We start from the raw sequence: 12,380 nt of genomic DNA, 5'->3' as shown, positions 1-12,380 counted from the left end.
CTCCCCCACCGACCTCCGCTGCGGGCAGTCGTCCCGCTGGGGCGGCACGGGTGGACGCCGGGGGTATCTCCCAGGCCGTTCAGGCGCTGGGGGAGGCACCCCGCAACGCCGGGCCGCGCACCCCGCCACCGCCCATCCCGACACCGGGCACCGCCAAACACGGCACCGGCACCGGCAGCGGCAGCGGCAGCGGCAGCGGCAGCAACCGTCAGCCGACGAGGTGCCCCACGTCGTTCCAGCTTTCCACCGCCGGCTCCCCATAGGCCCACCCCAGCACCGACAGCGACGTCGGATTCAGCCGTATCCGCGCCCCGAACGACACCGGCAGCCCCAGCCACCGCGCCCCGATCGCCCGCAGCACGTGCCCGTGGGCGAAGACGAGCACGTCCCGGTCCGCCTCCCGCGCCCACGCCACCACCTCGTCCGCGCGCGCGGTGACGTCCGCCACGCTCTCCCCCTCGGGCACCCCGTCCCGCCAGATCAGCCAGCCGGGCCGCACGGCCTGGATCTGGTCCGGCGTCATGCCCTCGTACGCGCCGTAGTCCCACTCCATCAACGTGTCCCACGCGCGTGCGCGCTCGCCGAATCCCGCCAGCTCGCAGGTCTCGCTCGCGCGCACCAGCGGACTGGTCCGCACCTCCACGCCGTCCAGCCCGTCCAGCGGCGCCCGGTGCAGCCGCTCGCCGAGCAGCTTCGCGCCGCGCCGGCCCTCCTCCAGGAGCGGCACGTCGGTCCTGCCGGTGTGTCTGCCGGACAGCGACCACTCCGTCTGTCCGTGCCGGGCCAGCAGAATGCGCGGTGCCATGAAGAGGCCTTTCCGGGAGAAATGTCTGAGAGGACGCTTCCATCATCCCGTACTGTCCGTGCGGGCAACCCGAGGGGCACTGCCCGCGTCTATCCGGTCCGAGGGCGCTTCGCGGAGCGGGCCGGGCGAGGCCGTAGAGTGACTCGTCCGTGTCCGTCCGGGCGCACGTGTGAACGAGAAGCGGGAACGAGAAGAGGGGGAGGGCGATCGGATTGCGGCACACCGAGAAACCGGGCACCGAGACGGCCCCGAAGACTCGGCTGCGCTGGTGGACCGAGCTGCCGCTCATCGTCCTCGTGTACGCCTGTTACAGCGCCGGGCGCCTGCTCGTGCAGAGCAACGTCGCGGATGCCGTCGACCACGGCCTGGCCATCCTGGACATCGAGAAGGCGCTCTTCCTCAACGCGGAGCACCCCCTCAACCGTCTCTTCACCAGGGAGCCGTGGATCGGCGTCCCGGCGGACTTCTGGTACGCGTCGCTGCACTACCTCGTCACCCCGGCGATCCTGGTGTGGCTGTTCCGCTCCCGCGCGGTGCGCTACCGGGCCGCCCGCACCTGGCTGATGACGTCCACGTTCATCGGTCTCATCGGCTTCACCCTCCTGCCGACCTGCCCGCCCCGGCTGCTGGACGCCTCCCACGGCTTCGTCGACACGATGGCCCAGTACAGCTCGTACGGCTGGTGGGGCGGCGCGGCGAGCGCGCCGCGCGGCATGGGCGGCATGACCAACCAGTACGCGGCGATGCCGAGCCTGCACGTGGGCTGGGCGCTGTGGTGCGGGGTGATGCTGTGGCGTTACGGCGGCACGCGCGCGGCGAAGGTGGTCGCCGTCGTCTACCCCCTGGGGACCACGATCGTGGTCATGGGCACCGCGAACCACTACTTCCTCGACGCGGTCGCGGGCGCGGCCGTGATGGGCGTGGGGCTGCTGCTGACGCCGTTCGTGCTGCGGACCGCGCAGCGGCTGCGGTCCCGGCTCCCGGTCCCTGTCGCACCGGCCGGGACCGCCTCCGGCGACGCCCCCGCGGCCGCTGCCGGGACCACCCCCGCGACGGCCTCCGCCACCGCCGCGGACGGCGCGGGTTCCGCGAATGTCAGTGGCGGATGCCAGACTTCCGCGGGTGAGCGATTTCCACGGCAGCGCGAGCAGCGGTTCGGAGCGGGAGCCGAGCCGGACCCCGCCCCCTCGGACGCGGGGGACGAGACTCCGGCACCGGCTCGCTGAGCTGCGCGGTCCCGACGTACCGGCCAAGGCGCTGGACGCGCGCGCCCTGGCCGCCCTCGCCGCCAACCCGGGGTGCCGCCGACGGGCGGTCCTCGACGGCGCCGGGGTGGACAAGGGCTCGCTGGCGAGTGCGCTGGGATCTCCGTCGGTCTTCGGGCAGTCGCAGTTCGCCCTGGTTCGGGGCAACGCCTTCGAGGCGAAGGTGAAGGCGGACGGCGGCGCCGAGCTGCTGCGGCTCGTGCACGAGAGGCTGGACCGGGGTGCCGAGCCGCCCGCGGAGGCCCGGGTGGCGGTGCCCGACCTGTCCGCCACCGGCCCCGAGGGGCGTGCGGCGCGCACGGCGCTGGCCCTGCGCGAGGCCACCGGCACCGCCGGCGCGTGGACGCTGCTCGACCATCCGATGCTCGCCCTCGAGGTAGCCGGTTCCCCCGCCTTCCTGGAGCCGGACGCCGTGGTGGTGCATCCGGACGGCAGCTGGACGGTCGTCGAGATCAAGTCCTTCCCCATGCTGGACGGCTCCGCCGACCCGGCGAAGGTCGGCGCCGCCGCGCGGCAGGCCGCGGTGTACGTGCTGGCCCTGGAGCGGGTCGCGGCGCGGCTGGACCCGGCCCCGCGCGTGCGCCACCGCGTCCTGCTGGTCTGCCCCAAGGACTTCTCCAACCTGCCCACCGCCTCCGCCGTCGACGTGCGCAAGCAGCGCGCCGTCACCGACCGCCAGCTGGCCCGGCTGACCCGTATCGAGGAGATCGCCGACGCGCTCCCTCAGGGCGTCTGCTTCTCCCCCGAGCAGTCGGCCGAGGAGCTCGCGGCGGCGGTCGAGGCGGTCCCGGCGACGTATGCGCCGGAGTGCCTGTCCGCGTGCGAGCTGGCCTTCCACTGCCGTGCCCGCTCCCGCGACGCCGGTGCGGTGACCCGCCTGGGCCGCCCGGTACGGGCCGAACTGGGCGGGCTGTCCACGGTCGAGGAGGTGCTGGCCGCGGCCCGCGGGGAGGCCGGCGACCCGGACGACCCGGCGGTGGCCGCGCTGCGCCGGGCGGCCCGGCTGCGCGCGGAGGCGCTCGCGACGGCCGGTGCGGCACCCGGCGGGTCGGCGGGCGCCGGCAGCGCTCCCGAAACCGGCACCGGGATCGGAGCCGGCGAGGTGTCCGCGTGTCGCTGATCACCACGCTCGCCCGGCTGGAGGCCGTGCGCACCGGCCGTGCCCAGCCCGCCGCCACCGTCCGGCACCGGCACCTGTCCGACCGTCCGCTGGTCTTCGTACCGCTGATCACCGCCGGTGAGGCCGGGGCCCCGCTCGGCGCGCTGGTCGGCACCGACCGGGACGCGCCGCGGCTGCTGGTCGTGCCGCAGCCCCGCGACCGCGACCTGCGCTTCGCGTTCCTGGCCGAGCTGGCGGACATCGTGCTGCCGCACGTCGAGGCGTACGCGGAGCGCGTCGAGGCCGCCGAGCGCACCGAGACGGACCCGGAGACGGGCAAGCGGGTCAAGGTCGAGGTCGACCTGTGCGCGGACGCCGCCCAACTGGTCGTGCCGAGCCGCGCCGGCGTCGACTTCGTACGGCTGCTGGGCCGCTCCATGCGCTTTCGGCGTACGGCGGAGCAGGACCCGGAGACCCCGCACCCCGCGCCGCCCCGGGTGCCGTTGCTCGGCCGGTGGCTGACCCACTACGGCGAGCGGGCCCGCGTGCCCGGCTCCTCCCTCCTCCTGGCCGTGACCGACCTGCTGGGCCGGCACTGGGCGACCGGGCAGTCCACGCTGGAGGACCAGCACCTGGGCGCCCTGCTCGCGTGGATCGCGCCCGAGGACGCGCTGAACCCCGGCCTGACCGGCGCCGAGGCGGCTCACCGCGCCGAGCTGGCCCGCGACGCCGACGGCCAGCTGCTGTGCCCGCCCGCGGGCCCGGCGACCGACCCGGCCTTCGACAACAAGCTGCTCGCGCCCGCCATCGAGCGCTACGACCGCGCGCGCACCGCGCTGGCCGCAGCCGAGGACGGACTGGAGGCCGACGACCGGCTCGGCGCGCTCGTGGCCGCCGAGCGGGAGGTCCGCGTCCTGGTCGAGAGCCGTACCCGCCCCACCTGGGACGCGGTGTGGCGGGGCCTGGACCTGCTGGGCGAGCTGCCCGAAGGGGCGCACGTCGAGGAGCGCTGGACCCGCGACCGCTGGTCGTTCACCTCGCACCGCGACCGCATCCTGGCCGGTGAGCCCCCGCAGCCCCGCCGCGACGACGCGGTGACGGCGGCGAACAAGCTGGCCACGCGCGAGCGTGAGCAGGCCCGCCTGGAGGCCCAGGAGGCGCTGGACGACCCGCTGGTGATGGCGGGGCGCCGGCTGTCCGGGGAGGCGTTCGCGGGTGAGGTCGTCGACGTGGTGATGGCGTACAGCGAGAGCAAGCGGCCCAGTCCGCGCCCGCTGGTGACGGTCCGCACGGACGACCGCCCGCACCTGGGCGAGCGGGTGAAGGTGTACCGCTCGCTGGGCGGCAGGCCCCAGACGGCCGAGTACGTCGGCCCCGCGCCGTCGGACGACGGCCCGGACGACGGGGCCGGGGCCGGAACCGTCGACGGGGCCGGGGCCGGAACCGTCGACGGGACACTGGTCCTGCGGATCGTGGACAAGATGGGCCGCGGCAAGGAACCCGAGGCCGGGTCGGTGCCCGAGAAGGGCGACCTGGTCTGCTTCACGCTCTTCGAGCACGAGCAGCGGGGCGGCGCGAAGCTCCCCGACCCGGAGCAGACCCCGTGGACGCACGGCGGCCCGCCCGGCGAGGCGGCCGCGGTGCCGGAGGCCGCCGACGCCCAGACCGAGGAGGACGTGCTGTGACCGCCGAGGCCCTGTCCGCCCCCGCACCCGCGCCCGAGGCCTTCGACCCGGGCGCGGAGGCTGCCCGCGCCACCGCGGCGATCCTCCACGACACCCTGCACGGCACGGAGCGCGGCGTCGTCGTGGACTCCCCGCCCGGCGCCGGGAAGTCGACGCTCGTGGTGCGGGCGGCGCTGGAGCTTGCCGGGGCGGGCCGCCCCCTGATGGTGGTGGCACAGACCAACGCGCAGGTGGACGACCTGGTGCTGCGCCTGGCCGAGAAGAACCCGGACCTTCCGGTGGGCCGCCTGCACAGCAGTGACGCCGACCCGTACGACAAGGCGCTCGACGGGCTGGAGAACGTCCGCAAGTCGGCGAAGGCCGCCGACCTCGCCGGGCTGTCCGTCGTCCTGTCCACGGCGGCGAAGTGGGCGCACGTCAAGGTGGACGAGCCGTGGCGGCACGCGATCGTCGACGAGGCGTACCAGATGCGTTCGGACTCCCTGCTCGCGGTCGCCGGGCTCTTCGAACGGGCGCTGTTCGTGGGCGACCCGGGCCAGCTGGACCCGTTCGCGACGGTGGGCAGCGAGCAGTGGGCGGGCCTGGCCTACGACCCGTCGTCCTCGGCGGTGACGACCCTGCTGGCCCACAACCCCGGGCTCCCCCAGCACCGTCTCCCGGTCTCCTGGCGCCTGCCCGCGTCGGCGGCCCGTCTGGTCTCCGACGCCTTCTACCCGTACACGCCCTTCCGCAGCGGCACGGACCACGGCGACCGGAGCCTGGCCTTCGCGGTGCCGTCGGACGGCTCGGGTCCCGACCGGGTGATCGACGAGGCGGCCGTCGCCGGCTGGGGCCTGCTGGAGCTTCCGCCCCGGCACACCCCGCGCACCGACCCGGAGGCGGTGCGGGCAGTGGCGGCGGTGGTCCGGCGCCTGCTCGACCGGGAGGGCCGGGCGACCTCCGAGCGTTCCCCCGACCCCGCTCCCCTGACCGCCGCCCATGTCGCCGTCGGCACGGCGCACCGGGACCAGGCGGCGGCGGTCCGCGCGGCGCTGGCCGACCTCGGTGTGCACGACGTGACCGTGGACACGGCCAACCGCCTCCAGGGCCGCGAGTACGACGTCACGGTCGTCCTGCACCCGCTCTCCGGCCGCCCCGACGCCACCGCCTTCCACCTGGAGACCGGCCGCCTGTGCGTCCTCGCCTCCCGGCACCGGCACGCGTGCATCGTGGTCTGCCGCGAGGGCGTGGGCGCACTGCTGGACGACTATCCGTCCACAGAACCGGTCCAGCTGGGGACGCTGGTGAAGTTCCCGGACGGCTGGGAGGCGAACCACGCGGTGCTGGCGCGTCTCGCGGAGCACCGGGTGGCCTGGCGGCCCTGAGCGGGGCGCTGCAGGGAGTCGGAGGGCACCGACGGACGGGGGATTTCCCTTAGGACGGGGCCGAGCGCGGTCAGGTCGGTCCTACTACCGGCACGGTGCTCGTGACCCTCGCGGTCGTCGCCGTCGCGGGCTCTCTGTCGGCGGCGAGCTGGGCGGAGGAGACGAGCGGCCGCACGTTGGAGGACGTGGCGCCGTAGGGGGTGTGGTCACGCGCGGCGAGGACAGTTCGGCAAGTTTGTCCTTCAGCCGCTCGTTCGAGCGGCTGAAGGACAGATGCGGGGCGAGTGTTCACGTTTCGCCGAGGGGGGTGTGCGTGTGGGCGAGGTGGGTGGCGAGCCGCGCGACCAGCCGGCGTGCGGCCTCCGGACCGACGACCTCTATGTGCTCCCCGAACTGGAGCAACTGCCGTACGGCGTCCACCCCGTCGTACGCCACGGTGATCTCGACCCGTCCGTCCTCCCCCCGGTCACCCGCCGCCCTGAGCCTGGCGCCCAGGATCCGGCGGGCGATGTCGAGGCTGGCGGCATCGACGCGCGCCGTGACCAGCACGCGCTCCCTGCTCTCCAGCGCCTCGCCCAACTCCCGTGCCGTACCGGCGAGGTCGGCACCCGGCCGAAGCCGGCGCCCGTCGTCGAGCACGGTCCACCGCCGGAGCCGGGTGAGCGCGAACAGGCGTGGCTCGCCGTCCCGGTCGGCCACGAGATACCACCGCCCGCCCCGCTGCACGAGCCCGTACGGATCGACCACGAACTCCCGCGCGGACGCGGCCCCGCTCCTGCGGTAGACGATCCGCAACCGCCTCCCCGTCCGCACGTCTTGCACCAGCCCCGCGACATCGGGCAGGGGCGCGGTCTCTCCGAACCAGGGCCGGTTGTCGATCGCGATCACATCCGTCAGCGCGAGCGGCAACTCGTCCCGGGCGGGCGGCGGCCGCCTGCGTGAGGTGAGCTTGCGCAGCGCCGACCGGGCGGCGGCCTCACCGCCGAGCTGCCGGGCCCGCTCCAGGTCGAGGCCGACCGCCCGCAGCAGGTCCGCCTCGCCGGTCGTCAGCCTCGACAGGTCGGCCTGGTCGCCGGGCAGCAGACTGATGCCGCCGTACTTCCCCCGCTCGGTGAAGACGGGGATCCCCGCATCGACGAGCGCCCGCACATCGCGCAGCACGGTCCGCGCCGACACCCCCAGCTCCTCGGCCAGCTCCTCGGCGGTGGTCCGCGGCCGCGCCTGCAGGGCCGCGAGAAGCTCGATCAACCGCTGCGGCCGACTCATCCGACAGCCCCTCTCACCCAAAACCCGAAGACCGGAAGACCGGAAGACCGGAAGACCGGAAAGCCCGAACAGGACAACTCCTGTCATGTTCTCAGGCGAGGCTGGCACCAAGGGCCGGAACCGACCGGCCCGTCCGGAAGGAGCAGTCACCCATGTCCGCACCCAACCTCTTCCTCGTCTACGTCACGGACGTCGAGCGCGCGACCGCCTTCTACTCCGACCTCTTCGACATCAAGCCGGTGATGACCACCCCCCGCTACATCCCCTTCGAGGTCGCCCCCGGAGTCCTCTTCGCCCTCTGGAGCGGCCGCGCCGACCAGGTCACGCCACAGACCCCGCGCACCTCGGAGGTCGGCCTGATGATCCCCGGCTCCTCGGCGGCCATCGACGCCCTCCACGCCGAGTGGGCCGCCAAGGGCGTCACCGTGGCGGAGGAACCCCACGACGAGCCCTTCGGCCGTACCTTCGCGATCACGGACCCGGACGGCAACCTGATCCGGGTCGCGCCGGTCGACTAGGCCCCGGCCGCGCCGTCCCGGATCGGCTGCGGCGCCCGGCCGGTGGCCGTACGGTCGGACCCGAACGGCTACCGAGGAGGCCTTCCGATGCGCAGGGTGACCTATTCGATGAACACGTCCCTCGACGGCTTCGTCGTCGATCCGAACGGCGCCATCGACTGGAGCGACCCGGACGAGGAGGTCTTCCGCCACTTCACCGACGAGCTACGGCAGACCGGCGTCCACCTGCTGGGCCGGCGCCTGTACGAGACGATGCTGTACTGGGAGACCGCCGAGCAGGACGAGTCGCTCGACGCGGCGGAACGGGAGTGGGCCGCGCTCTGGAAGGCGCTGCCGAAGGTGGTCTTCTCCCGGACGCTGACGACGGTGCGGGGCACCAACACCCGCCTGGCCTCCGGCACGCTGACGGAGGAGATCGAGCACCTGCGGAGCGTACCCGGCGACGGCGACATCGCGATCGGCGGAGCAAGCCTCGCCGCCGAGGCCGCCGAGGCCGGCCTGATCGACGAGTACCGGGCCGTGGTCCACCCGGTACTCGTCGGCGGCGGTACCCCCTACTTCCCTCACCACGGACGCCGGGTGAAGCTCGACCTCATGGAGGCCCACACTTTCGCGTCAGGCGTCGTCCGCCTCCGCCACCGCGTGACCCGCTGACCGAGACGTCAGGCCGTCCGTCCCACGGCAGCCGGAACTCACCCCGCAGCTGACGCGGCCCGGGGCGTCGGCGCCTCGACCTAGGACCTGCGCCCGATGCGCGTCGCGACCGTGACGCCTAGGGTCGGCGTCCATGCACGCTACGGAGACCACCCGCCGGACCGCGGCGGAGCGCAGGCGCGACACCCTGGACCGGCTGAGCACGGAACGCGACGTGTGGCTGTCAACGGCTCACCCCGACCACGGGCCGCACCAGGTGCCCTTGTGGTTCCGGTGGGACGGACGGGCGGTCTGGATGTGTACCGGCGCCTCCTCCGCGACCGCGCGCAACGTGCGTCGCGAGCCGCGCGTACGCCTGTCGCTGCCGGACACCTTCGACGTGGTGATGCTGCAAGGATCGGCACAGGCGTATCCCGCGAGTGAGGTACCCGGGGAGGCCGCCGACGCGTTCGCCGGCAAGTTCGGCTGGGATCCGCGCACCGAGCACGGCTCCTTCCTCTACCTGCGCGTCGAGCCGACGACGGTGCGCGCCTGGCGCGGAGAACCGGAGCTTCGCGGCCGGGTCGTCATGCGGGGCGGAGTGTGGCTCGCCCAGCCCCGACCGAGCCCCGCCCGGGAATAACCGGAGACCCCCTCCTGTTACGTCGCGCAGCGACCCGCGTACGAGTACGTCAATCACAGGAGGCACCCCACCATGGCCGCAGACGCCGCAGAGGAGATCCGGGGCACCGCCCACGGCACCGCTCCCGTCCCCCTCTCCGTACTGGACCTGGTGACCGTCGGGGCGGGTCGGACCGCCACCGACGCGCTGCGGACCAGCGTGGACATCGTGCGGCTCGCCGAGGCGCGCGGCTTCCGGCGGTACTGGGTCGCCGAGCACCACTCCATGCCCGGCGTCGCCTCCTCCTCGCCCGCGGTGATCCTCGCCCACCTGGCGGCCCACACCGACCGCATCCGGCTCGGGTCCGGCGGCGTCATGCTGCCCAACCACGCGCCGCTCGTCATCGCGGAGCAGTTCGGGACGCTGGAGGCGATGGCGCCGGGGCGGGTCGACCTCGGGCTGGGCCGGGCGCCCGGTACCGACGGAGCCACCGCCGCCGCGCTGCGCCGCACCGACCGGCTCAACGAGGGCGCCGACGACTTCCCGCAGCAGCTCGCCGAGCTGATCCGGTTCCTGGACGACGACTTCCCGGACGGGCACCCCTACGGCCGTATCCACGCCGTGCCGGGGCCCGTGCAGGCCACCTCGCCCGGCGGGGTGCAGTCGGCGCACCGGCCGCCGGTGTGGCTGCTCGGGTCCTCCGGGTTCAGCGCGCGGCTGGCCGGCTCCCTCGGGCTGCCGTTCGCCTTCGCGCACCACTTCTCGGCGCAGAACACGATTCCCGCCCTCGACCTGTACCGGGAGTCCTTCCGGCCGTCCGCCGTGCTGGACGCGCCGTACGCCCTCATCGGCGTCTCCGCGCTCGCGACCGACGACGAGAAGGAGGCGCGCAGGCAGGTGCTCGCGGCCGCGCTGAACATGGTCCGGCTGCGCACCGGGCGCCCGGGGCTGGTGCCGACGCCGGAGGAGGCCGAGGCGTACGACTTCAGCCCGATGGAGGAGGAGTTCGTGCGCTCCTGGAACGCCAACGTCGTCCACGGCACCGCCGACGAGGTCCGGGCCGGCCTCGACGACCTGCAGAAGCGCACCGGCGCCGACGAGCTGATGCTCACCGCCAACGCCCACGGCGGCGACGTACGGCTGCGCTCCTACGAGCTGATCGCCGACGCCTACGGGTTGCCGACGCCGGCCTGAACCCCTGCCGGTCCCGAGCCCAGCAGTGCGGAGATGCGGTCCGGCGCCACCGGCCGGGAGTAGAGCCAGCCCTGGCCGGTGTCGCAGCCGATGCGGCGCAGGCGGCTCGCCTGGTCGGAGGTCTCCACGCACTCGGCGGTGACGGTGAGACCGAGGCGGTGGGCGAGCTGGACCATCGCCTCGACGATGACCTCGTCGGCCGGACTGGCGACCCCGGCACCTTCTCCGGCACCGGCACCCGTACCCGTCCGGGTCCCGGCCCCCGCCCCGGTGGCCTCTGAAACTGCGGCCTCGTACTGGAAGCCCCGTACGAACGCGCCGTCCAGCTTCAGCACCGAGACCGGCAGCCGGCTGAGGTAGGCCAGGTTCGAGTAGCCGGTGCCGAAGTCGTCGATGGCGATGCGGACGCCCATGTCGCTGAGCGCCTTGAGGACCTGGAGCGGGCGTCCGGCCGAGCCCATCACCGCCGACTCCGTCAGCTCCAGCTGGAGCAGCTCCGGGGCGAGGCCCGTCTCCTCCAGGGTGTGGGCCACGTCCGCGACCAGGTCGGAGTCCCAGACCTGGCGGACGGCCACGTTGACGCTCACGAAGATCGGCGGCTCGTCGGGGTGGGCCAGCTGCCACCGGCGGGCCTGGTGGCAGGCGGTGCGCAGGATCCAGCGGCCGAGGGGAACGATCGAACCATCCTCCTCCGCCAGTGCGATGAACCGATTCGGCGCAAGTACACCGAACTGAGGATGATTCCAGCGGACGAGCGCCTCGACGCCCCGCACCCGGCCGTCCTCCATGCCGACCAGCGGCTGGTACTCCAGCGCGAATTCGCCGCGTTCGATGGCGGGGCGGAGCGTGGCGGCCAGCGCCTGGCGGGTCATGCGGTTGGCGTTGCGCTCGGGGTCGAAGAGGGTCCAGCGGGCCCGGCCGTCCGCCTTGGCCCAGTACAGGGTGGTGTCGGCGGCCTGCATCAGGGCGGTGGGGGTGGTGCCGGCGGTGTGGCGTTCGACGACGCCGACCGAGGCGGTGACCGACAGACGCCGGTCGCAGAGCTCGAAGGGCGGCTGGAGGGCCGCCAGGACCGACCCGGCCAGGTCGGCTAGCTGGTCGGTGCCGGTGGAGTCCTCCACCAGGAGGGCGAACTCGTCACCGCCGAGCCGGGCGACCAGCGGCGGGCCGGAGCGGGCCTGGGCGGCCTCCTCCGCGCACCTGGTCAGCCGTTCGGCCACGGCGGCCAGGAGCCGGTCGCCGACGCGGTGGCCGTGGGTGTCGTTGACGGCCTTGAAGCCGTCCAGATCGAGGTAGCACACGCCGATCCGGCCGGTGCCGCTCTCGTACGACTCCGCCTCCAGCGCGGCCGTCAGGCGTTCGAAGAACAGGGCACGGTTGGGCAGCCGGGTCACCGGGTCGTGCATCTGGAGGTGGCGCAGCCGCTCCTGCAGTTCGCGCCGGGCACTGACGTCGGCGACGGAGAGCAGCAGCGCCTCGGAGTCGCCGTGCCCCTCACCCCCCGAACCGGCCAGCGGTTCGACCGTCACCTGGGCCCACAGGGAGTGCCCGTCGGCCCGCTTGAGCCGTCTGGTGCAGCGCAGCCGGGACCGGTGCCCGCGCAGCACCTCGCGGTACGCGTGCCAGGTGCCGGCGTCGGAGGCGAGGTCTACGAGGTCGGCCGCGACGGACCCGGCCAGCGTTTCCGGATCGGTGCCGAGCAGGCCGCCCAGGGAGTCGTTGGCGCTGACGACCAGACCCTCGGCGTCGACGACGGCCATGGCGAGCGGGGCCGTGGTGAACACCGACCGGTAGGCCGGGGGCTCCGTACGTCCGGCACGAGGAGCCAGACCTTCGTCACTGTCCGTGATGACCGACGGGCCGAGGTCTGGTGCGGGCGCCGGCCCGTCGGAGGTTCCGTTCACCGCTCGCTCCCGCAGTGCCTCGATC

The 12,380-nt window shown here is 74.1% G+C and carries 11 protein-coding genes; 8 read left to right on the top strand and 3 right to left on the bottom strand.

What is annotated here, in order from left to right:
- Nucleotides 1-208: 208 nt before the first annotated feature.
- Complete coding sequence (locus tag AB0P07_RS14170; protein WP_061444573.1) at nt 209-805, bottom strand: histidine phosphatase family protein; 597 nt, start codon at nt 803-805, stop codon at nt 209-211.
- A 212-nt stretch (nt 806-1,017) separates the two neighbouring features.
- Between AB0P07_RS14170 and AB0P07_RS14165 the strand changes: the two genes are divergently transcribed.
- From AB0P07_RS14165 to AB0P07_RS14150, 4 genes are read left to right on the top strand one after another with little or no spacing between them, the layout of a single operon-like run.
- On the top strand, nt 1,018-2,031 hold the full coding sequence (locus AB0P07_RS14165) for a phosphatase PAP2 family protein (RefSeq protein WP_365549727.1): 1,014 nt from the start codon (nt 1,018-1,020) through the stop codon (nt 2,029-2,031).
- A gap of 1 nt (nt 2,032) precedes the next feature.
- Nucleotides 2,033-3,190 (top strand): hypothetical protein, encoded by a 1,158-nt coding sequence (locus tag AB0P07_RS14160; protein WP_365550324.1) that lies wholly within the window; start codon nt 2,033-2,035, stop codon nt 3,188-3,190.
- Complete coding sequence (locus AB0P07_RS14155; protein WP_365549724.1) at nt 3,181-4,854, top strand: hypothetical protein; 1,674 nt, start codon at nt 3,181-3,183, stop codon at nt 4,852-4,854. The genes AB0P07_RS14160 and AB0P07_RS14155 overlap by 10 nt, the downstream gene beginning before the upstream one ends.
- Entirely contained in the window at nt 4,851-6,218 is a 1,368-nt protein-coding gene (locus AB0P07_RS14150; protein ID WP_365549721.1) for an AAA family ATPase, read from the top strand. Before AB0P07_RS14155 ends, AB0P07_RS14150 begins: the two co-directional genes overlap by 4 nt.
- 288 nt (nt 6,219-6,506) lie before the next feature.
- Here AB0P07_RS14150 and AB0P07_RS14145 read toward each other — a convergent pair whose 3' ends face one another.
- Nucleotides 6,507-7,484, bottom strand: a complete 978-nt coding sequence (locus tag AB0P07_RS14145) for a WYL domain-containing protein (protein WP_365549718.1) — start codon at nt 7,482-7,484, stop codon at nt 6,507-6,509.
- Between the two features lie 152 nt (nt 7,485-7,636).
- Between AB0P07_RS14145 and AB0P07_RS14140 the strand changes: the two genes are divergently transcribed.
- From AB0P07_RS14140 to AB0P07_RS14125, 4 genes are all read left to right on the top strand, one after another.
- Nucleotides 7,637-8,002 (top strand): VOC family protein, encoded by a 366-nt coding sequence (locus AB0P07_RS14140; protein WP_365549715.1) that lies wholly within the window; start codon nt 7,637-7,639, stop codon nt 8,000-8,002.
- 87 nt (nt 8,003-8,089) lie between these two features.
- Nucleotides 8,090-8,656: a dihydrofolate reductase family protein gene (locus tag AB0P07_RS14135; RefSeq protein ID WP_365549712.1), complete on the top strand. Its 567-nt coding sequence runs from the start codon at nt 8,090-8,092 to the stop codon at nt 8,654-8,656.
- 133 nt (nt 8,657-8,789) lie between these two features.
- Nucleotides 8,790-9,278, top strand: coding sequence for a pyridoxamine 5'-phosphate oxidase family protein (locus AB0P07_RS14130; protein ID WP_365549709.1), 489 nt, complete (start codon nt 8,790-8,792; stop codon nt 9,276-9,278).
- Nucleotides 9,279-9,350: 72 nt separating this feature from the next.
- On the top strand, nt 9,351-10,451 hold the full coding sequence (locus tag AB0P07_RS14125) for an LLM class flavin-dependent oxidoreductase (RefSeq protein WP_365549706.1): 1,101 nt from the start codon (nt 9,351-9,353) through the stop codon (nt 10,449-10,451).
- Here the strand turns inward: AB0P07_RS14125 and AB0P07_RS14120 are convergent.
- Nucleotides 10,427-12,355 carry an EAL domain-containing protein gene (locus AB0P07_RS14120; protein WP_365549703.1) on the bottom strand — a complete coding sequence of 643 codons (1,929 nt, stop codon included), beginning with the start codon at nt 12,353-12,355 and terminating at the stop codon, nt 10,427-10,429. The genes AB0P07_RS14125 and AB0P07_RS14120 overlap by 25 nt on opposite strands.
- Between the last annotated feature and the right edge of the window lie 25 nt (nt 12,356-12,380).

This window comes from Streptomyces sp. NPDC085944 (assembly GCF_040686295.1).
In the GTDB taxonomy this organism is placed as follows: domain Bacteria; phylum Actinomycetota; class Actinomycetes; order Streptomycetales; family Streptomycetaceae; genus Streptomyces; species Streptomyces salinarius.
This window is presented reverse-complemented; position numbering and strand designations above follow the sequence as displayed.

Excerpts from the sequence above, each read along its gene's own strand:
- AB0P07_RS14170 (WP_061444573.1), bottom strand. The coding sequence starts at position 805 with ATGGCACCGCGCATTCTGCTGGCCCGGCACGGACAGACGGAGTGGTCG.
- AB0P07_RS14145 (WP_365549718.1), bottom strand. The coding sequence starts at position 7,484 with ATGAGTCGGCCGCAGCGGTTGATCGAGCTTCTCGCGGCCCTGCAGGCG.
- AB0P07_RS14140 (WP_365549715.1), top strand. The coding sequence starts at position 7,637 with ATGTCCGCACCCAACCTCTTCCTCGTCTACGTCACGGACGTCGAGCGC.
- AB0P07_RS14135 (WP_365549712.1), top strand. The coding sequence starts at position 8,090 with ATGCGCAGGGTGACCTATTCGATGAACACGTCCCTCGACGGCTTCGTC.
- AB0P07_RS14130 (WP_365549709.1), top strand. The coding sequence starts at position 8,790 with ATGCACGCTACGGAGACCACCCGCCGGACCGCGGCGGAGCGCAGGCGC.
- AB0P07_RS14125 (WP_365549706.1), top strand. The coding sequence starts at position 9,351 with ATGGCCGCAGACGCCGCAGAGGAGATCCGGGGCACCGCCCACGGCACC.